Here is a 19,519-nt window from a genome sequence, read left to right on the forward strand (position 1 = left end):
GGCCTTGCCTTATCGTTTACTAAGTAAATCACCTTGCTCTTTTAAAACAGGCTCATGAGATCATATAAATTCACAGGGCTATTATTTTCTGATTAGTTGAGCTACATCATTCAGTGATCTTACATGTCCCATCTTATGTAGGCCTACCTCAATAAGTGAGGCTATATGCCTGACAGGATCCCAAGGTAAATCATACTCATGGGCGAACTGCCTGAGTAGTGCTTCATAAATATCTAAGTGCTCGCCAAATAGAGTTGGGGCGTTGAATTCCTGGCCATCCAGGTCTGACACACTTGCATTGCCAAGCCCATTCTCGTCAGCGAGTGCAAGTGCGATCGCAAATCTACCCAAAATATTGGGCGTCAGGCCTGTCTTCGATTTTAGGTACTTCAGCTTCGCAGTGGATGAGGCTGATATTTTAAATTTGTGCGGAAATACGTTCATGCGTTTTGTGCCCACCGCCAGAAATAGCCTTCCTCTGCTTGAGTGGACCGAGTTTCTGGGTTGTATACCAGATGATAAGAGTGCGAAATACTTCCCTGTAGGCCTTCATAGAAGGCGTAATCAATTTCGGTATCCGTCGAGAGAATGATGACTTGATGACTTGTTTTAGGGAAATAATTTTCCACGAGCTTTTTCCGATGAACCGAGTCCAGTCGACCTAGTGGTGTGTCGATCACAACTGGCAGGCTTCGCCCTGAAGTGCGGGCCAGCGCTTCCAAGACAGAGATCGCAAAGATTTGCTTCTCGCCGGCTGACAGCTCTTCTTTACGAAGTGTTACGCCTTCATCGTCGATCAGTACGACCTCGAAGGTGTTCGGATCGATCTGAATACTGAGATTCCGATCCTCTTTGCGAGCCAGGCCATTGAATGAAGTGTAAAACTGCGACTCGAGCTCTTTGAGTTTTTCAATTCGAGCGCGAGTAGAGAACTCTTTCAATACATCTTTGGCATTCTGTGCAAGACCGGTCAGGCGCTCCTCTTCCTGGGACTCCGCTATTTCGGTGTAGAGACCGTCTAACTGGCGTGCAGCCACCGACAGACGTGCGAGGAGGGCCTTTGCCTCTTCAGCCATTACCGATTTCTGCTCCTCAAGAGCGGAAAGCCGTCCTTGTAGCTGCCCTTGTTCGTTAAACAGTGGGATCAGTACTTTTTCGTCGGGCGCTCTAGCGATATTTTCCCGGGCGGATTCAATCTGGCTATCGGTTTCCTGAAGCGTCATCACTAAGTCAGCAGCACGCTGTTGGAGCGAGCCAACATCGTTCTGTAGGCGATGAGTGATGCTGAATCGTTGAGTATCCGAGAGCTCGTGTACTGGAGCTTGTTGTTCAGCGCTGTTCGAGACCTCTGAGCCGAATGTCCTCAGAAAAATATCTTGAAGGGCAGGGAGCTGATCCTTTGTCATAGCGAAGGCAGATTCGACTTCTGCTAGAAAATTGCTCTGCTGACGTTGCAAGTATTCGGAGAGTACCTGTGCTTTTTCCGCGCGTTGCTCAGCGTCTATTTGCGCTAGCAGTTTCTCGTTGAGACTTTGAGTTATGGCGAAAGGTAGCAGGCCGCTGAGCATGTCATGCAGGGTGTGCTCTATAGCTTTTTTGTCGCTAACCAATGCATCGAGGTTGACCGTTTCCTCTTGCCTGGAGGCGCTCCAGGCGCCACCGCGTGCATTGATGCTCGCTTCGATGTTGCCAAGGTTCTTGTTGGCCTCGACAGTATTAACGCGCATGAGGAGAAGTTTTTCGCGTACTTCTGCCAGCTGCTCGTTCAGATCGTTATATGTCCGTTCTGCTTCAGCAATTTTTTGCTTGCGATCTGCAGAAGCCTTTTTGACCGAGCGCCCTCTAATGATAACGGAGAGGTCGGAGTGCAATCTATCGATGAGATCCAGGCCCAAAAGCTTGTTGATGGACTCACGCAAAGCATCTCCGGATGTTTCTTCGGCAAGGCTTGCGATTTTTTCACCGTCGAAGAAAAATAGCTCAGAAACGCCGATCGGGATCAGCTCGTTGAGAAAAGCTTGTGCCTGATCATAAGAAAGCTCGGTCAGGGGGTGTCGGTCCCTTGAAATGATCAGGCCTTCTTTTACCTTGCCAGCGTGATCAACAAACCAATCACGTGTCAGTTGATAGCTCGAAATAACGCCATATTGTGCATAGCGGAAGGTCAGCTCGACAGCTGCTCGCGTAGGCTTGGCGATGCTGTTGTGAGCTCTGTGTATGCACTCACGAAGATACTGATGGTACTCGGCAACCGTTGCGCCGGAGCCCAGTACGCCTTTACCGTACAAGGCAAGCTTCAGCGCACTCAGGATAGTTGTTTTGCCGCCGCCGTTTAGGCCGCCAAATAAAACGATAGGCGCGTTTTTGCCTCTTTTGATCTTAGGAACCAGGTCAAAGTCGTGGGCGCCGCTAAACACTCGGAAATCTAGTACTGAAAGGGAGTCAATAATCATTGCAGCAAGCCATCTATGTCGGCTTTCAGAGATTCGAAAGCGGTCTTATACGTATCGTTAACTGTAGGTATGGCGCGTCGTTCCATCGCTTCGTCCAATCCACCCCAGTCTTGCTCCAGGACTTTCTGCAGCTCGTCCAGAATGCCTTTTCGGCGCGAGAGCCCTGAGAACGACAACTCTGTATCTATGAGCTTCATGATCAGAACTGCTGGTACGCCGCGCTCAGCCTCGAGTGCGTTGAGAATGGCAGCATCAGGTTCAGTAAACGCGCCGGCATCATTTTTGATCCATTCGACCGTATCTTCGGGGTAAACCTCACCGTAGATTTTAGGAAGTGAATCAATCCAGTCCGGTTCATTTGGATCCTTCAACCACTGCTGGCGGATCACTTGCAACTCATCACGACCGATCAGCTCAATCTCGCGATCCGTTTCACGAATGCCTTTCTCAATTTCCAAAAGTAGCTTCAGCCACTCACGGCGATATTTCATCCAATACGGACCAGGTACATGCTTGGTGGCGGCATTGGAGTCGTCATCGATAGCTCCTCTTGCGAAGGTCACTTTGCCCGTACGACGTTTATAATTACGGAATTCAGTTTTATTTTCGGGCAGGGAGCTAGCATGCAGTTGGTTACGGAACTGGAGTAGGGGTAGCATCCAGTCCTCTCCGCTGTCTACGAGTCCCTCGATCGCTTTGTCGTGTGTCACGACTGTGCAGGTCCAGCAGCCGAAACGCGAGTTGCCGCACGATGGTGTATTAGTGTCGATGACGAGCGGACATTCTCCAGCATTGGAGTCTTTGTAGAGCTCAAACAGTACTCGGTTAGAGCCACCCCATGGCCTTGCAGCGCTCATGAGGTATTCCCAGACGTCATCCGCGTGCCACAGCTCAATAGGCATGTAGGTATAGGCATTGGGCAATGTCGTGTGTCGACCCAATGCAGAACCGTCGATTTTATGGCGTGTGATTACCTGGGCACGAGTGGAGCTTTCTTCTCGTCTGGAGCCAAGCACAACCACGACTTCGCCGAAGCGAGCTACCTTGTCCTTGATGAACTCGCTCACTGGGTCAATTTTCATCCGCTCAGTACACCAGCGGAATGCTTTGGTTGGGGCAGGGTAGCCTTTACCCAAGAGGTTGGCCCAAAACGTCTCGCCGACTTTAGGAGTGACAGAGTGCGCTGTCATGGGGAGCTGATCTTGAATCGCCTGAGCGTTCACCGAATCAAGCACCTGGCGGATCATGTCGACGACTACAGGGGTTTCCACTCGAGTGTCAGAGGAGACCACGTACACGTGCTTATGACGTTCCTCAGGCGGCAACATCTTCAAGGCGTAATAAGTGAGCGAGAGAATTACAGTGGAATCCTTACCGCCGCTGAACCCCACTACCCAAGGACGATTATCAGCTTTGTAAATGCTCTGAAGCTCACGGACGGCGTCTGCTAATGGCCTACCAGCAATGATCGCTTCGTGGACGAAGTCATCGTGTGATGGATAGAGAAATTGCTCATTACTCATCGTTGACAAAACCTGTTTTCCAATTCTCGCTCAACCGTGGACAGCGGGACACCAAGCTTCTTCTTGATGAGGCTGGCGGTGAGTGCAACATTCGTTGTGGCTTTGGAGATCCGGCCGTGAACCATCGCGCGGCCTTCCCATTCAGGGTTGGCTCTGGACCAGTCGATGCTTCGCAGCTGGCTGATGACTCGTTGCCATTCAGACTCTTTGCGTATGATCAGCTCGGCACCGACGAGCCCCATCGCTTGCAGCATTACCCCGTGGGCGTGGATGTAGTTGTCTCGCAACTCAGATGTCGACAGCTCTTTGTTTTTTGCCCTGATCCAATCGGGCATTTGTAGAGAGACCTCTTCCCAGAACGACTTCGCGAGCTCCCTCTCATTTAGCGCGATAAGGTCGCCTTTTCCTTTCTTCAAAAGGACACGGGACGCATTCTTTATGGCGCTGAGCGTAAAGAGCTTGGAGCTGCGGGGGGATAGGCTGGACTTCTCTAGCTCTGTCATCCTGGAAAAGACTTCTACATTTTTTGCCAGATACCTGGCCAGATCAGAAATCTGGTCTCTGTGATCGTACAGGGTGCTGATTGAGTTGCTCGGCCGCACAGCATGCTTGTTAAGATCAGCGAACATTTGCTGGCTGCGATTGAGCCCTTCATCAATAAAGAACAGGACCGGGATGTTGTCGTGGCCGAGTTCTGGATTTTCACGTATTGCCTGCTCGATGGCTGCGCGGCGATGCTGGCCGTCGTTGATCAGAATCGGCGCTTCCATAGGGATTGTCAGCGTGCCAATGCTCTGACCTAGCCCGGTATCGGATGCCGGAGTAAAATGTACGACGCCATCCACTGAAGCTGTGATAGCAGACAGAGTGTAATCGTCGCGATTGTCAATCAAATACGCTGATATTTCCGGAACCCTAGCGAGGTTTAATGTGCGCTGGGCACGTAGGTCGGCAGGCACATTCTCTTCATTAAAAATGAATATTTTGGGCACAAGGCGCATAGGGCACATCGCTATATAGCATGGCCGCCCGGCTTGGATGCCCCTGACGCATGGGAAGGAATGAACGAAAATATTCATGGCTCAGAACGTTTTTTTTACCTTGAGTACGTCATTTTGCATATTTTTAACGTACAAGCAAGGCGTTCACGATATGTGGCTGTGTAAATACTCGATCCGGACGATGAGAAGAGAATTCTGAAGGTTGCTAGAACGGCTACGGCGTGGGCTTGCTGCTGATGCACATCAGCTCTCTGGAGCTGAATGAAAATGTGCTAGATTGGTAGCTAGGCAAGAGACGAGTCATGGTGGTTCTATGTTAACAGTAAGCTGGCGAGGGATATTTTTAGGGACCTGTCGGCAGCATTTGCTATGTAACAGTGGGCAGGTTCCAGATTTACCACTTGTGATAACTCCAGAACAAAGAGTCTTGCAACCACAAATCTTATTTTATTGTTAAAAATTCCGGTTTACCGTTAAAAGCGTTTACTGTCGATCTCAAACAATTTACAGATCTTGGCCAGGAAATTAGCAACGGACATAGCTTTGGACTTAGACGGGGTGAAATATGGCTGACGATTTCGAAGATTTACAGGAAGAGCAAGAATTTGACGTTGAGCTTTTGGGGAATTTTGGACGGTTTGTATCGTCAGGCTCCTATCCTGTTGAATATTTTATGGCTTCAATGCCGATGGCTCAAGCATATAAATATTTGAAATTTGCACGCGATGTGCAGATTGACGATATTAATTTTGACTTGCTGATGCAGCGCGACATTGATGAAAACCGTGTTGAAAAAGATATTATGCCTTATCTCCAGCAAGATGAGGCCACAGCCGCAACCAGACCTTTGTTTTTCCCGCCCTTACTGGCAGCTATTGTTCCTGTTAAGGATGAAAAAATCCAAGAGTATTACGGTGCTCGTTCCAAGATAACTCCAAAAGTTGGCTTCGCAGGAGTTTCATGGGAAGGGCATTTTCAACTTTATGGAAAGACAACTACAAGTGCTGACGGGCTAACCCTTCAGTCTGATCAGCCGGGCGAAAAGATCAAGGCGAAACAGGCAATACTAAACCTGAGGACATCTGAGCTGGATCCTCATGGTGTTATGCTGATTGTTATTGACGGACAGCATAGGCTCAGAGCCCTTAAAAGGTTATGGGAAGAGCACAGGGATAAAGTTCGAGATCTAGTAGTTCCTGTATGCGTCATGTATGCACCTAATTCGCATAGTGAAAATGCAGACAAGCTAAATGTTCCATCTGTTCCTCGTGTGTTCAGGAATCTTTTTGTCGATGTGAACTCGACAATGACTGTTGTTGGAGGACATTTTAATATTCTTCTTTCGGATAAGAATATTGGAGATATGACATGCCGTATGTTCTGCGATGACGTACTTTCTAAATATGGAAAGGAAGGTTTGGCGTGCATTGAATGGAATACCAGAACACGTACCCATTCTTACAACGTAACAAAGGTTCACAGCCTTACCAGCATTGGAGTTCTGCAGCGAGGCCTTGAAGAGAACTTTAAGCCTGACATGGTGGTTTCCTATCTTCTAGAGATATCTGATGCCGCTGAAGACCTATTTCCTGCAGGGGCAGATAGAGAGGATTTTTATCCGAAGATTAAATGGGATAAGTACTCCTACGCTCAGTCAAATGCTCTTAAATATAGAATCAAAGAGCATTTGACGCCGCTTCTGGTGAGCTTGTATTTTGAGTCAGTACCTTACAAAAAACTATATGGTTACTTTACAGAGGAAGTTGCAAGGCTAAAGTCGGACCTTCCTAAAGGTGGACGTACTGCAATATCTGCTCAAGCAATTTTGCAATTGTTGTTAGAGTACAAGCCTTTTGATGAAAAGGATTCTGACTTCAAAAAGCGCTGGCTGGTATTTGAAGAATCCATTGAAGCTAAACGCTCAAGCAGCAGCTTTGGTATCGTAAGATATGCATTATTTCAAAGGGCGTTCTTCAATGTTGCTGGCATATTCGTACGTTTCGGAATTCAGTACGCTGTACCACCGGAGCGAGCTTTTAAAGCAGCGATAGTACTATTGAATGTTATTTTTGATAAAAATAGCGATGTGTTCAGTATTGATAAAACCTATTTGCAGTACACTGTATTTGAGCAGAGACGTATAAGAGCTCGTGATGAAACTAAGGCTGCGATTCGGGATTTAATGTTGGCTCATCTGCTCAGAGATGACATTAGGGCATCCGTAGTGGCAGCATTTTCCGATTCAGATGGGCCAGAACTGGACGTTCTATTAAATGATGAAGGTTTTGCATCTGCAGGCCAGTTTCTCGGGCGATATCGGGAAGAGCGAGCTAAATCATTCAAGAAGGGATACGAACTCGACTATTCTTTGACAAATGAAGAGCGTGAAGATCTTCGCCTGAAAGAACTGGAACAGCGGGCAATGGAACGAGACGTTAAGGAAAAACGGCGCGATGAAAGTAGCCTCGTACGCCGTTTCGACAATGAAGTAGATCGTTTCATTGACGAGTATTTCGTCGAAGCTAAAAGAGACTTACGTTCTTCTCTGGAGATAGAGGGAGATCTGCTTGAAAAAAATACTACTGACGAAACATCTGAAGTGGATGACATTTGATTGAAGCTATGGGATTTGGCTGAGTTCGACGACCTTGAGTATCTTAACATGTATGTTAAGGATGAGCTCGGGTCAACTAACTTTAGTGATTCTGTGCTTGTATGTCCCCGCGGTCACTCATTAGTGATCCCGGAGGTTGATGCTAAGCACTTTCTAACGCTTAAAATACCATTCGGGAGAAAAATACAACGTTTTTTTCTCGCAATGATTCATGCTTACAGCGAGACCGGATTTTTCTCCAATCCTACTTGTCACTCTGCAAGCGAGTCGCATCCTGGTAAAGAAGAAACATTAGACTGGGGCGTGTTGGCAGCACTTAATCAAATTTTCAGTTTTGTAGAGTCGAGCAGCACCAAAACAGTTGACTTCACAGATTTGCAAAAGCTTGTTAACGATCAAGTTTTTCTTGAGATGGGTGAGCTGGGCATTGCATTTAAGGCTGAAATGAAAAATATATTTTCTCCATATATTTTTTACCATGGCCGTGTAATGGGGGAGGGGCTACTATCTTCTGGCCAGCTAAGATCGTCGGGAGTTGCTGAGGCAGTTGGATTGCATTGGCGTTTTCTATTAGATGACGAGAACTGGAAATACCAATGTTGTTCGGCACCTTTGGTTAGACGTTTGGGAAGACTCGCGCTGCTTTTGTCAAAGTGTTATGTGCGGCCAACTTCCAGGCACTATGACTTTAAGAGTAAATTCTGGCCATATCTTTTTGTCGCCTGTGCGGGTTGGTTTTTTCGGATGGCAATAATTCATCGAGCGTCACTCAGTAAGTCGTCAAGTACCTTATGTTTGACACGATCTTTTGAGTTAGCATTGCAAGCACAATCTCTGTTCTGTGGTGCTTCGACGCTGGAAGCTAATGGAGAGGTATTTTTCAATGGCGGTCAGCTTGAGGGCTGCGGAACAATAGTATCTCTAGTAGGGAAGGGAAAGATCCAGTCCCAGTTGAAAACTACTGACGTTAAGGACTGGGTAATCAGAGCTCGAACCTTACTTTCAGTCAGAAATCACTCGCGCTTAGCTCATGGAGTAGATGATGTTGATCAAGAAGGCTTTGCAGAGATCATGAGATCGTTAAAGAAACTAATGCTGGACTTTTTAGCGCCGGATCTGTATCAAGAGTTTTCAGATACTTATTCGGAACTAGCTCTGCCAGCTTTTAAGACACAGTTCGATTCCGCAATTCAAAAATTATTAGGGGATTACGTACATTGTCCTTAACTAAATGTAGCACTGCGTTTTGGCTCCCATTGCGAAGTTCAATGGAGACTCCGCGTACGGATGCAAAGCTGGAAGCATCAGCCCCAGAGAAGGATGAAATCACTGGCTAGGCCGATGAGCGTTTCAACCAAGCGCCTCGTCGAAATATTGTTATGGTAGAAGTATGGTTTCATTGTAATTCAACTTCCTGAGTTCGCAGGGTGTTTTTATGGCAAAAAAAAGAATAACTGAATTGTCTCAGGATGAGATTAGTCAAACTCAACAAGCTAACAAGATTTTGACAGATTACACTGCTAGGTTTGCGATTCCGTTGTATCGCCTCGGCAGTAATGGCATACCTGATCTTTTGGGGAGTGGCTTCATTTTAAGAAAGTATGATAGGTCTTTTTTAATAACTGCTGGACATGTATACGACAATAACAGTAGGGAAAATGCTATTTTTTTCTATACTGGTGATTCCGAAGTAAGCTTTATCAAAGGTTTTTTCAAGGTTAGCGAGTGTGTAAATAGGGCTGATGATAAGCTGGACTTGGCTGTAGTTATGCTGGAATATGATGTCATCTTCAATAAGCATTGGGCCGTAGTTGATTCGGCAGATGTTGCATGCGATACATTCAAATTAGTTGATGGCAGGTTTATATTTTCAGGTTATCCATTAGGGCGGCACAAAATCAACAGAAAGGGAAAAGAAGTCGACTTTCACTGTTTTAGTTGGGTTGGGAATATAGTTCCAGATTTCAAATACACGAGCGTCGGTGCTACGAAAGAAAATAATTTGCTTATTAAGTTTAAGAATAAGCATGCCGCCACGGTGGAGGGAGTTAAAGGGTATCAATTTCCTAAACCCGACGGGATAAGTGGGGGGCCGGTTTGGGTGGCCTTAGGAAAGAGAAATGGGAGGAAACAACTGGTAATCGACGAAGTGAAGTTGGCTGGGGTTATAATAGAATATCATCCAAGTCATGACGTGATGCTGGCCACGAGCATAGACAGGGCGATGGAATATGTGGACGAGCTGTATGATCAGTATGGGTAAGCAGGCTAGTCTACGGATTTGTATCTTTTGTTTGGCTTCGAATGGCTCATAAGGCCTATTCACCGGCCTCGGGGGAGGGCAAAACTGGTACTGGCTTATAGCCGTCGATGCATCTACACCTCGATCCACTCCTGAGGCGACTTCTGCACGAGCGCACGATTTATGCCTCGTTGATGACCATTGGTCTTGTTGCCTATCTGATTGCTCGTCAGTGATTCATGGCGCGATGGCTTCCTAGGCGCTGGTGCAGTCAAACGTGTACCGAAGCCCTGTCGTTCTTGTCTGCGACAGTTTTAATTCTCTAGCGCATCAATCCGAACCTCTGTTTTGGTATGTTGCGACAGGTTTGCGTTTTCTCTCCGCAAAGCTGCAGGCCCCGAAAGACGGGCCCCTCTGGCGACAGCTTTAATTCTCTAAATCCAGGCGGTAACTTAGAGCAGACTCAGATTTATCCAAAATAAGTCCTAACGTCGTCACTCCTTCGTACGGAGTAGCTGCGTTGGGGCGTCAAGCCTCCACGGTAGGAGACCACCCCAGTATGCGCTTGGCTTTTTCGTTGCTGACGGTCGGGCTGTCCTGAGTGATATTGAAAATACCACTTTGCTCTGTTTGCAACGCCAGCAGTGCGGCGCGTGCAGCGGCTTCTACATGCACAGGGCTGGTGCCTGTCGGCTTGTCAGTGCCAGTGCCGGGTCCGTATAACTGGCCATAGCGCAAGACGGTTCCGTTCAATGCAGGCTCGCTGAGCACTTGCTGCTCCAAGGCCGCCACACCCCACACACTGATGCCACGGCTGCCGTGTGCCTCCACGTCCAGAGGACATGTTTCGGGATAAGGGGTGTCGCCTGGACGGTAGGCCCAGGCGATGCTTTGAGCTATCAGACGGGTAGCGCCAGCAGCTCGAGCGGCGGCTACCAGATTACGCGTTCCTTCTGTACGGATACGTGCGTTGTTCTCGACCGCTTTTGCCATCAATTCGGGACTTAGGCCACGAGGCAGATCTGTCAGTTGATGAATAACAGCCCATGGCTGGATGCGGACCAACTCTTCGTTTAAACGCTCGGCGTCATAGACATCAACCACCACTGCCGTAGCACCTGTGACCTCTATGTCCTTCACTTTTTCGGTGCGACGGGTAGCGCCATACACGCTGTAGTCCGCAGCCACCAAGAGCTTGAGCAGGGCTATGCCGATTACACCAGATGCGCCGGCTACAAAAACTTTACGCGACATTGCACTCATCTCCTTGAGGTTTCATTGCAGAAGCAAGGCAGTCACTCGCCTGATACTGTGTCGATACCCTCTAATAAAAGCCGTGGATTCTATCGGGTCGGTTATCGACTAGGCTTAGGAATAGGCTCGACCTGACAGCGCGCTTGAGGAGGCTAGATTATTTACTGTGATTAACTTTGAATCGAGTGACAATCAGGAGCATTTCATCATGGCAACTATCGCGAAACCCGATCTGTCACGGCTCACGTCCTGAGCAACTGGCACATTTTTCCGAATTCCATTAGCTCTCCCAAAAAAGACCCTACCCCCCACTCCCCGAAAGTCATCCTCAAGGCCAGGTTTCTTCACTACCTATTCCGGCACTTTCGAAAACTTGTAAAACAGATTCGGCTCGCTCACGACGTACAGGTTGCCTGCACGATCCATGGTCAGGCCTTCGGGTTGGGGGGCGCTGTGCTTGAGGTCGGAGAAGGTAGCCAGCAGTGATCGAATGCTGACGAATCGTCCCTTGCTGTCCAGTTCCGTGATCGAGTGCGACTGGTCGCTGAGCAGCAGTAAATGGCCGGTCCGCGGGTCGTAGTAGCCGTCTGAAAGGTCGCGTGCAGCGACACTTTTCGTGATCCAGTCCAGCCGGTCGGCAACTTTGATCTGCAAGCGGCCCTGATCGATGGAGTGCAGGACGCCGGAAACTTCGAACATCTGCCGTGGATCGCGTTCCTTGATCGCGAACAGGCGGTCGTTGGCGGGATCGTAGGTCACGCCTTCGAATCCCTTGTTATGAATACTGGGATTGATCAGTAGCGCAATGAACTGAGCTTCCTCGACGTGGATGGGGCGTGCCTGCGTCGGCAACGCGATGATGTCCAGTTGCTGGAGATCTTCATCGCACAGCACGATGCGTCCGTTACCCAGATAAGCCACACCTTCGGTGTCGTCGAAACCGATCAATGGGTAGCGGGCGATTATGTCGCCGTTCACGTTCAGCGCCAGCAGTTGCATGGGGCCTTTGTTGGTCACTGCCAGCAGTCGGTCATTGTCGTAGTCGTAGGTGATCCCGGAGATATTGGCGACGTCCGGGGCAAGTGGTTTGGCGTCGATAACCACATGGAAATCCGGCAGCCAGATATTCTTGTCGGCTGCCGTATTGCCCTTTAACCAGATGCGACCGTACTGATACAGCTGTTGGTGGACCTGAAAGTGTGTCGACACGGCATAGGCCAGGATCAGCAGCCCGAGAGCACCTGCACTCAGCACGAGTTGTGCGAGTGATACCTGCCTTCGTGCGACGTTCGACCACGTCAGGCGCTTTGCCTTTATCGTTTCCAGCTGCATGGCGTCAGGCACTCCCGCGTGTTGGGCGGCTGGGCGGTCGATTAATCAACATTTTGCTGCCACGCGAAGCGATAGGCCTGCATAGGACTTTCCGGTTTACACCGGCCGTTGTCTGCATCGGCATCGACGATGAACCAGTCAGCTCTGGAGGTCTGGCCCAGCGGCCGGGCTTTTTCCGGCAAGAAGCAATTGGCCAGTTGCTCGCCTGGCACCAGCGCAAAGGTGCCGGGGTGTTCTCTTAGCCAACGGGCAGCCTGTTCGGTTGCCGACGGCTTGGCAAAACCGAAATGCACAATGGGTTGGCGTGCATAGAGCCAGTGCCCCTCGCGCCAGTTGACCAGCACCAGATCGGCACCTTGAGTGACGTACGCGGCCTGCTCCATCAGTTCCTTGTGTGGGTTTTGGCCCTCTATGACGGGTTCGACGAACCCTCTGGCGAACCACAGACCAAGCCAGATAACCACCACCGCCGGGACAATTCGCCGAGCCCTGACGCGGTCGTGGAACCAGCGTTTCAACAACCAGGGCAGTAAGGGGGCAGCCACCAGTACCAGGCCGGGCAGCGCCGGAAAGATGTAGATCTTGCGTTTGCCACTGGAGAGGCTGAAGAACAGCAGCACCAGCAACACCCAGCCGAGCAGTACCAGAACCCGGCCATCGCGCTTGCTCAACTGTCGGCGCCAGGCCGGGATCAGCCAGGGCAGCACCAACACCAGCGGCAGCCAATACTGCGGGATGACTTTGACGAAGAAATACCAGAAGGGCTCGCGATGATCCCAGGCGCTGGCGTATCGATTGGCTGTCTGGTTCAAGAGTATTTCCTGCACGTAGGCGAACCCTTCCGGGCCGCCGTCACGCACGACCGAGATAATCATCGGCACCAGCCACAGGCAGCAGGCCAGCAATAACGCCAGCAGCCCCAGCGCCCAGCGCGCGGCCTGTCCTGGCATCGCCACCACACCGTGCCAACCTTTACGCGCGGCATAGGCGTAAGGGATTAACATCAACGCGGGAACAAAACCGACGCCCTTGGTGATAATGCCCAGGCCCATCGCCGCACAGCTGAAATAGAACCAGCCCCAGGCCGGTCCGAGCAACACGTGGCGAACCAGGCCGTAGAAGCCCAGCGCAATCCACAGGCACAGAAAACTGTCGATCTGTCCGGTACGCAGGATGCTGTAGGTTTGATAGGTCGCCAGGAATAACAAGGCGGCGTACCGACCGATGCGCCGGTTCCACAGGCGGCTGCCCAGATCGTAGAGGACTGCGGTGGTCGCGCCTGCAGAGAGCAGCCCAGGCAGGTACAGCGCGATGTTCGGGCTGCCCGTCAGCCAAATGAAGAATGCCGTCGCCCACATGAACAGCGGCGGTTTGTCGGCATAGATCTCCGCGGCCCGGTGCGGGACGAACCATGAGCCGTTCTGCAGCATTTCCAGGGCAACGCCGAGAAAACGCTCTTCATCCACGTTCTGCGGCAGACGCACGCCCAGGCCGCCCCCGACCAGTAAAACGGCCAGCGCGACCAGTAGCCATCCCTCGAGGCGAGGCGAAAGGTGAGTTCGCACCATCATTGCTCCTCGGATGTCTTGGCCTGTCGGCTGATCAGCTGCAGGTTGCGCATGTACACCAGCAGACCAAAGGCCTGGCCGGCGATGAAGACCGGGTCCTGTCGGTAAATGGCATAGGCCAGCAGGATCGTGCTGCCCAGCATGCTCAGGTACCAGAAGCCCACCGGGATGATGCTGCGCTTCTTGAATTCGCTGTACAGCCATTGCAGGACAAAGCGGCCGGTAAATACGGCCTGCCCGACAAAGCCGAGGATCAGCCAGAAGGTCTCGTTGTCCGGCTTCATGGCCGCAGTTCCTGTGCCTGAACATCCAGCCGAGTCCGGCGGATCAGCCACCAGACGCCGACCAGATCAAGAATGCCCACCAGCGCGCGGTCCAGGTTGCCGTACTTGGACACGCCGGCCTGGCGATGGCGGTGGTTGACGGGGTGCGTGACCATACGGCCGTTATGTCGCTGAATCAGTGCTGGAATGAACCGGTGCATATGGTCGAAGTACGGCAGGCGCAGAAACGCGGCCCGCTCGATCAGTTTCAGGCCGCACCCGGTGTCTGGAGTCGAGTCTTTGAGAAGCCGGCTGCGCAGGCCGTTTGCGAAGCGCGAGGCCCAGCGTTTGCTGGCGGTATCGCGCCGATTCACTCGGTGGCCGGCCACCAGCTGTATCGCCCCGGAGCCATTTGCGTGAGCGCGTACCAGCGCCAACATCCCGGGAATATCCGCCGGGTCGTTCTGACCGTCACCGTCCAGGGTCGCCAGCCAGGTGCCGTTGGCCGCCAGTGCCGCGTGATAGACCGAGGTGCTCTGCCCAAGTGATCGCTCGTGGCGCAGGATCCGCAACACGGTCAGCCCGCTGTTCTTGAGGTGCGTCAGCACTTTCAAGGTGTCGTCTGTGCTGCCGTCGTCAACGACCAGTATCTCGTAGAGTTCCCCGTCCAGCGCTGTGCAAATCTCTTTGATCAGGCTGGGCAGGTTATCGGCTTCGTTTTTGGCCGGGATCACGACGGATAGAAAAGTGGGCGTGGTCATGGAAGTCCTTGTTATTGAAGTGGCACACGGAGCCGGGCCTGGTAGTGCTCCCGATACCAGTCGACGAAGGCCCTGACGCCGGTGTCGACCGAGACCTGTGGTTGAAAGTCGATCCATTGGCTCAGCGCACTGACGTCAGCCCAGGTTTGCAGCACGTCGCCCGCTTGCAAGGGCAGGTAGCGTCGTTCGGCACGCAGGCCTAGCGCGGCCTCCAGGCAGTCGACGAACTCCAGCAGCTTGACGGGCTGGCCCCGGCCGATATTGAAGAGTTGATGGGGCGGCTCGCTGCCAACCGTGTCGGGCGGCAGCAGGCGCAGGCGCAGGATGCTTTCGACAATGTCGTCGATGTAGGTGAAGTCGCGCGCCATTTCGCCGTGGTTGTAGATATCCACAGGCTGCCCGGCCAGCATGGCTTTTGTGAACTTGAACAGCGCCATGTCCGGCCGGCCCCAGGGTCCGTAGACGGTGAAAAAGCGCAGCCCTGTGGCGCGCAGGCCGTACAAGTGGCAATAGCTGTAGGCAGTGAGTTCGTTGGCGCGCTTGGTGGCGGCGTACAGGGACAGCGGCCGGTCGACGGCATCCTCAATCTGAAACGGCATGCGCGTATTGGCGCCGTAGACTGAGCTGCTCGACGCGTAGATCAGGTGCGCCGGTCGATGCTGCCGACAGGCCTCGAGCACGTTGATAAAGCCGACCAGATTGGATTGGGCGTAAACATTTGGCTGTTCAAGCGAGTAACGCACACCGGCCTGCGCCGCCAGATGAATGACCTGTTCGAAGCCATTTTGCGCGAAGAGCGCGGACAGACCTTCGGCATCGGTGATGTCCAGCCTGTGGAACGTGAACCCTGGCAGGCGCTGGAGGATGGCCAGGCGCGATTGCTTGAGCTCGACGCTGTAGTAATCGTTGAGGTTGTCGATGCCGACGACCTCTACGCCGAGCTCGCACAGACGCTTGGCGACATGAAACCCGATGAATCCGGCAGCACCTGTCACCAGTACCGTCATGGTTGAGCCGCCCGGCCACGACCAATGCCGTAGTAGGTAAAGCCCGCCTCATGCAGTTGCGACGGATCGAACAGGTTGCGGCCATCGAACACCACGCGATCACCGAGCTTTTCGCCGAGCCGGTCCAGATCCAGCACCCGGTAGTCCTGCCATTCGGTCACCACCACCAAAGCGTCTGCGCCTTCCAGGGCATCTTGCTTGCAGTGCACCAGTTGCAGGTCGTTTCGCTCGCCGTAATGATGCCTGACCGCTTCTATCGCCTGAGGGTCGTGTGCTTGAACCCTGGCACCGGCTGCCCAGAGTGCTTTGAGCAGGGTATGGCTGGAGGCCTCGCGAATGTCATCGGTATTGGGCTTGAAGGCCAGTCCCCAGACGGCGAAGACCTTGCCCCTGAGATCACCGTGATAATGCGTATGGATATTTTCAAACAAGCGGTGCTTCTGGCGGCGATTGACCTGTTCCACGGCGTTGAGCAACGCTGTTTCCACGCCGTGCTCGCTGGCTGTGCCGATCAGCGCTTGCAAGTCCTTGGGAAAGCATGAGCCACCGAAGCCGCAGCCCGGGTAAATGAAGTCATAGCCAATGCGCGGGTCGGAGCCGATGCCTAGCCGCACCTGTTCTATGTCGGCACCTACTTGTTCAGCGAGGTTGGCGATCTCGTTGATGAACGAAATCTTGGTCGCCAGCAGGCAGTTGGCAGCGTATTTGGACAGCTCTGCGCTGCGCGCATCCATGACCACAAACTTCTCGCGGTTGCGACTGAAGGGCTGATACAACTCGCGCATCTGCTCCAGTGCCCGCGGGCTGGCGCCGCCGACGATAATGCGATCCGGACGCAGGCAATCACTGACCGCGCAGCCTTCCTTGAAAAACTCGGGGTTGCTGATCACTTCAAAGCCGTCATCACGTCGCGGACTGGCAGCGATCTCAGCGAGCAGGCGGTCAACGGTGCCCACTGGCGAGGTCGACTTGTTGACAATGATCCGGGCGCTTTCGGCGTGTCTGATTACCGAACCCAGTACGGCAAACACTTGGCTCAGGTCCGCCTTGCCATCGGCTTGCGCTGGCGTACCGACTGCGATGAATACCAACTCTGCAAAGCGACTGGCGTGTACTTCATCGGTTGTGAAACTGAGTCTCTTGCAGTCCAGGCCGTTGCGCAGAAGTTCGCCAAGACCGGGCTCGAATATCGGACATATACCATCGCGCAGCGCGTCGATGCGTTTGCTGTCGACATCCATGCAACAAACGGTATGACCTACCTCAGCCAGACAGGCGGCAAGGGTAAGCCCCACATAACCGGTTCCGAACACTGTCACTTTCAAGTGTCGCTCCTTCCGCCTCATGACATGAATGGATGAGCCAGTTTGTCTTCAGGTGCCTCGGCAGCCTGAAATAACCAGCGCAAAATAAATGTCATAAAGGTGTTAAGAAACGATGACACGAGTTTGTCATGTAGCAGGAAGGGCGGCGGGCAGTCCTGTTTGCCCGCCGCAAGCAGGACTGCCAATCACTGACCGCGCTTCATCATGAAAATGAAAAAAATCCCTCCCAACAAGGCGGTGGTTATGCCTATCGGCAGGTCTTCGGGGGCGATCAGCGTGCGGGAGATGACGTCCACCCAGACCATCAACAATGCGCCCAGAAGGGTGGCGACAGGCAACAATCGTCGATGCTCCGAGCCCACCAGACGTCTGGCCATGTGCGGCACCATCAGGCCGACAAAACCGATGGAGCCGCACAGGGCAACCAGTACGCCGGTCATCAGTGAGGCAATCAGAAAAACCAGCAGGCGCACGTTGCGCACTTGCAGGCCAAGGCTCACGGCGGTCTGGTCGCCGCCCATCAGCGCGTTCAGTGAGCGACCCAGCCCTTGCAGCAGGACCCAACCGCACAGCACCGTGATAAACGGCACCGCAAGCAACTCCCAGCGAGCCAGACCCAGCCCGCCGAGCATCCAGAACAGCACGGAGGAACTGGCGCGGTGGTCGCCCAGAAACAATGACAAGTTGGCGATTGCCATCATCACGAAGGACACGGCCACGCCGCCGAGCAGCAGGCGCTGGCTGTCCAGCCTGCCTTGGTGAATGGCAAGCCACAGCACCAGGCACAGGCTGACCAGCGAGCCGACAAAGGCGGCCAGTGGCAATGTCAGCGTGCCAAACACTTCGCCCGCGTGCATGACCACGATCACTGCGCCAAGCGTGGCGCCCGAGGTCGCTCCCAGCAAATGCGGATCGGCCAGCGGATTGCGGGTCGCGGCTTGCAGAACGCAGCCAATCAGCGCCAGTCCTGCGCCTGCCAGCGCGCCCAGCAATACGCGGGGCGTACGTATCAGCCAGACGATGGTTTCCTGACCCGTGGTCCAGAGCGGTGGATGTTCGGCAGAACCTGAGACTTTGAACATCAGGATAGCCATCACCCGGCTCAAGGGCACAGGGGCCGCGCCGAAGGTGATGCACACCAGGCACGAGGCCAACAGCAAAAGCGTCAGAGCGATCAACAGGCCCAGATAACGACGCGGCCGTTCAGTCAGCCACTGCGCCAGCGTCATCGCTTCACGTCATGAAATGCCGCTGCAAGCGTCTCGATGGCCGTGACATTGTCGATGCCGGGCGTCACCGCCACATAGGGCAGCACGACATAACGTCGGTTGCGGATCGCGTCCACGGATTGCAGTGCCGGATTGCTTTCAAGGAAATGCTGTTTCTGCGCAGCGCTGACTTCGCCATAGTCAACGATCACGATCACCTCGGGATTGCTTTGCACGACCGACTCCCAGTTGACGTGGGTCCAGCTGGCTGCGACGTCGCCCATGACATTGCGGCCGCCTGCAGCGCTGATCAACGCCTGAGGAATCGCCAGGCGCCCGGCGGTCATCGGCCGGTCTTCGCCGCTGTCATACAGAAATACCCTGGGCGGCGATTTGCCTGCCACGCTTTTCTCGACGTCGGTCACGCTGCGGCGCATCTGCGCGACCAGTGTTTCGGCCCGGGTCTGCACGTCGAATATCCGGCCCAGATTGAGCAGGTCGTTGTAGACATCCTCCAGCGTCGCTTCGGTGCGGGGCATTATCTGGGCGCAGGATTCGGTCAGTTCATAGGCCTTGATGCCCAGCGGGGCGAGACTTTGCGGCGTGACATCGCCACCCACGCGCATGCCATAGTTCCAGCCGGCAAAATAGAAGTCGGCGTTGGCATTGAGCAGCGTTTCCAGAGACGGATATTTACTGGACAGCTCGGGCAGTTTGCCCAGGTCGCGTAAGAGCGCCTGATCGGGCTTGTTCCAGCCGGTGATGCCGCTGTAGCCGACCATGTGCGATTGCAAACCCAGGGCAACCATCATTTTGGTGAGGTTCACATCGTTGCTGACGGCACGCTGCGGCGCAGCCGTGAACGTCACTGAGCGGTCGCAGCTTTGCACGGTGACGGGGTAGGCGGCATGCACCATCGGGCTGCATAGCAGCGTTGCCAATGCCAGGCGGGCGGACAGGCAGTTCAT

At 53.0% G+C, this 19,519-nt stretch carries 16 protein-coding genes; 3 read left to right on the top strand and 13 right to left on the bottom strand.

Annotation, left to right across the window (positions count from 1 at the left end):
* Positions 1 to 81 precede the first annotated feature (81 nt).
* The 4 genes from ACW55A_RS18070 to dndB are packed head-to-tail and all read right to left on the bottom strand — an operon-like array spanning position 82 to position 5,055.
* Entirely contained in the window at positions 82 to 444 is a 363-nt protein-coding gene (locus ACW55A_RS18070) for a DndE family protein (RefSeq protein ID WP_498811481.1), read from the bottom strand.
* Positions 441 to 2,453, bottom strand: coding sequence for a DNA sulfur modification protein DndD (dndD, locus tag ACW55A_RS18075; RefSeq protein ID WP_498811482.1), 2,013 nt, complete (start codon positions 2,451 to 2,453; stop codon positions 441 to 443). Before dndD ends, ACW55A_RS18070 begins: the two co-directional genes overlap by 4 nt.
* The gene (dndC, locus tag ACW55A_RS18080; protein WP_498811483.1) at positions 2,450 to 3,976 is read right to left on the bottom strand and encodes a DNA phosphorothioation system sulfurtransferase DndC; all 1,527 of its coding nucleotides are present in this window, start codon (positions 3,974 to 3,976) and stop codon (positions 2,450 to 2,452) included. Before dndC ends, dndD begins: the two co-directional genes overlap by 4 nt.
* A complete protein-coding gene (gene dndB, locus ACW55A_RS18085) occupies positions 3,973 to 5,055 on the bottom strand; it encodes a DNA sulfur modification protein DndB (RefSeq protein ID WP_498811484.1) in 1,083 nt (360 codons plus the stop codon). Before dndB ends, dndC begins: the two co-directional genes overlap by 4 nt.
* A 487-nt stretch (positions 5,056 to 5,542) precedes the next feature.
* On the opposite strand from dndB, the gene ACW55A_RS18090 reads away from it, so the two are divergent.
* The 3 genes from ACW55A_RS18090 to ACW55A_RS18100 all read left to right on the top strand — a co-directional run bounded on the left by ACW55A_RS18090 (position 5,543) and on the right by ACW55A_RS18100 (position 9,854).
* Positions 5,543 to 7,591 (top strand): ParB N-terminal domain-containing protein, encoded by a 2,049-nt coding sequence (locus ACW55A_RS18090; protein WP_498811485.1) that lies wholly within the window; start codon positions 5,543 to 5,545, stop codon positions 7,589 to 7,591.
* Positions 7,592 to 8,818 carry a hypothetical protein gene (locus ACW55A_RS18095; RefSeq protein ID WP_498811486.1) on the top strand — a complete coding sequence of 409 codons (1,227 nt, stop codon included), beginning with the start codon at positions 7,592 to 7,594 and terminating at the stop codon, positions 8,816 to 8,818. It begins immediately after the preceding gene.
* 208 nt (positions 8,819 to 9,026) lie between these two features.
* Complete coding sequence (locus ACW55A_RS18100) at positions 9,027 to 9,854, top strand: hypothetical protein (RefSeq protein WP_498811487.1); 828 nt, start codon at positions 9,027 to 9,029, stop codon at positions 9,852 to 9,854.
* Positions 9,855 to 10,361: 507 nt separating this feature from the next.
* Here the strand turns inward: ACW55A_RS18100 and ACW55A_RS18105 are convergent.
* The 9 genes from ACW55A_RS18105 to ACW55A_RS18145 form a co-directional block, all read right to left on the bottom strand.
* The gene (locus tag ACW55A_RS18105) at positions 10,362 to 11,087 is read right to left on the bottom strand and encodes an NAD-dependent epimerase/dehydratase family protein (RefSeq protein ID WP_455809141.1); all 726 of its coding nucleotides are present in this window, start codon (positions 11,085 to 11,087) and stop codon (positions 10,362 to 10,364) included.
* A 351-nt stretch (positions 11,088 to 11,438) separates the two neighbouring features.
* Positions 11,439 to 12,341 (bottom strand): SdiA-regulated domain-containing protein, encoded by a 903-nt coding sequence (locus ACW55A_RS18110; RefSeq protein WP_499140533.1) that lies wholly within the window; start codon positions 12,339 to 12,341, stop codon positions 11,439 to 11,441.
* Positions 12,342 to 12,460: 119 nt separating this feature from the next.
* On the bottom strand, positions 12,461 to 13,987 hold the full coding sequence (locus ACW55A_RS18115) for an ArnT family glycosyltransferase (protein ID WP_498811488.1): 1,527 nt from the start codon (positions 13,985 to 13,987) through the stop codon (positions 12,461 to 12,463).
* Positions 13,987 to 14,271 carry a lipid-A-disaccharide synthase N-terminal domain-containing protein gene (locus ACW55A_RS18120; RefSeq protein ID WP_003316004.1) on the bottom strand — a complete coding sequence of 95 codons (285 nt, stop codon included), beginning with the start codon at positions 14,269 to 14,271 and terminating at the stop codon, positions 13,987 to 13,989. The genes ACW55A_RS18115 and ACW55A_RS18120 overlap by 1 nt, the downstream gene beginning before the upstream one ends.
* Positions 14,268 to 15,011 carry a glycosyltransferase family 2 protein gene (locus ACW55A_RS18125; RefSeq protein WP_455809144.1) on the bottom strand — a complete coding sequence of 248 codons (744 nt, stop codon included), beginning with the start codon at positions 15,009 to 15,011 and terminating at the stop codon, positions 14,268 to 14,270. The genes ACW55A_RS18120 and ACW55A_RS18125 overlap by 4 nt, the downstream gene beginning before the upstream one ends.
* Positions 15,012 to 15,022: 11 nt before the next feature.
* Complete coding sequence (locus ACW55A_RS18130) at positions 15,023 to 16,018, bottom strand: NAD-dependent epimerase (RefSeq protein ID WP_058398183.1); 996 nt, start codon at positions 16,016 to 16,018, stop codon at positions 15,023 to 15,025.
* Positions 16,015 to 17,337 carry a UDP-glucose dehydrogenase family protein gene (locus tag ACW55A_RS18135; protein ID WP_499140563.1) on the bottom strand — a complete coding sequence of 441 codons (1,323 nt, stop codon included), beginning with the start codon at positions 17,335 to 17,337 and terminating at the stop codon, positions 16,015 to 16,017. Before ACW55A_RS18135 ends, ACW55A_RS18130 begins: the two co-directional genes overlap by 4 nt.
* 191 nt (positions 17,338 to 17,528) lie before the next feature.
* On the bottom strand, positions 17,529 to 18,572 hold the full coding sequence (locus ACW55A_RS18140) for a FecCD family ABC transporter permease (RefSeq protein ID WP_498811489.1): 1,044 nt from the start codon (positions 18,570 to 18,572) through the stop codon (positions 17,529 to 17,531).
* A complete protein-coding gene (locus ACW55A_RS18145; protein WP_096136665.1) occupies positions 18,569 to 19,519 on the bottom strand; it encodes an ABC transporter substrate-binding protein in 951 nt (316 codons plus the stop codon). Before ACW55A_RS18145 ends, ACW55A_RS18140 begins: the two co-directional genes overlap by 4 nt.

The sequence above is a fragment of the Plantibacter cousiniae (nom. nud.) genome (assembly GCF_977070315.1).

Excerpts from the sequence above, each read along its gene's own strand:
- ACW55A_RS18070 (WP_498811481.1), bottom strand. The coding sequence starts at position 444 with ATGAACGTATTTCCGCACAAATTTAAAATATCAGCCTCATCCACTGCG.
- dndD (WP_498811482.1), bottom strand. The coding sequence starts at position 2,453 with ATGATTATTGACTCCCTTTCAGTACTAGATTTCCGAGTGTTTAGCGGC.
- dndC (WP_498811483.1), bottom strand. The coding sequence starts at position 3,976 with ATGAGTAATGAGCAATTTCTCTATCCATCACACGATGACTTCGTCCAC.
- dndB (WP_498811484.1), bottom strand. The coding sequence starts at position 5,055 with ATGAATATTTTCGTTCATTCCTTCCCATGCGTCAGGGGCATCCAAGCC.
- ACW55A_RS18090 (WP_498811485.1), top strand. The coding sequence starts at position 5,543 with ATGGCTGACGATTTCGAAGATTTACAGGAAGAGCAAGAATTTGACGTT.
- ACW55A_RS18100 (WP_498811487.1), top strand. The coding sequence starts at position 9,027 with ATGGCAAAAAAAAGAATAACTGAATTGTCTCAGGATGAGATTAGTCAA.
- ACW55A_RS18105 (WP_455809141.1), bottom strand. The coding sequence starts at position 11,087 with ATGTCGCGTAAAGTTTTTGTAGCCGGCGCATCTGGTGTAATCGGCATA.
- ACW55A_RS18115 (WP_498811488.1), bottom strand. The coding sequence starts at position 13,987 with ATGGTGCGAACTCACCTTTCGCCTCGCCTCGAGGGATGGCTACTGGTC.
- ACW55A_RS18120 (WP_003316004.1), bottom strand. The coding sequence starts at position 14,271 with ATGAAGCCGGACAACGAGACCTTCTGGCTGATCCTCGGCTTTGTCGGG.
- ACW55A_RS18125 (WP_455809144.1), bottom strand. The coding sequence starts at position 15,011 with ATGACCACGCCCACTTTTCTATCCGTCGTGATCCCGGCCAAAAACGAA.
- ACW55A_RS18130 (WP_058398183.1), bottom strand. The coding sequence starts at position 16,018 with ATGACGGTACTGGTGACAGGTGCTGCCGGATTCATCGGGTTTCATGTC.
- ACW55A_RS18140 (WP_498811489.1), bottom strand. The coding sequence starts at position 18,572 with ATGACGCTGGCGCAGTGGCTGACTGAACGGCCGCGTCGTTATCTGGGC.
- ACW55A_RS18145 (WP_096136665.1), bottom strand. The coding sequence starts at position 19,519 with ATGAACTGCCTGTCCGCCCGCCTGGCATTGGCAACGCTGCTATGCAGC.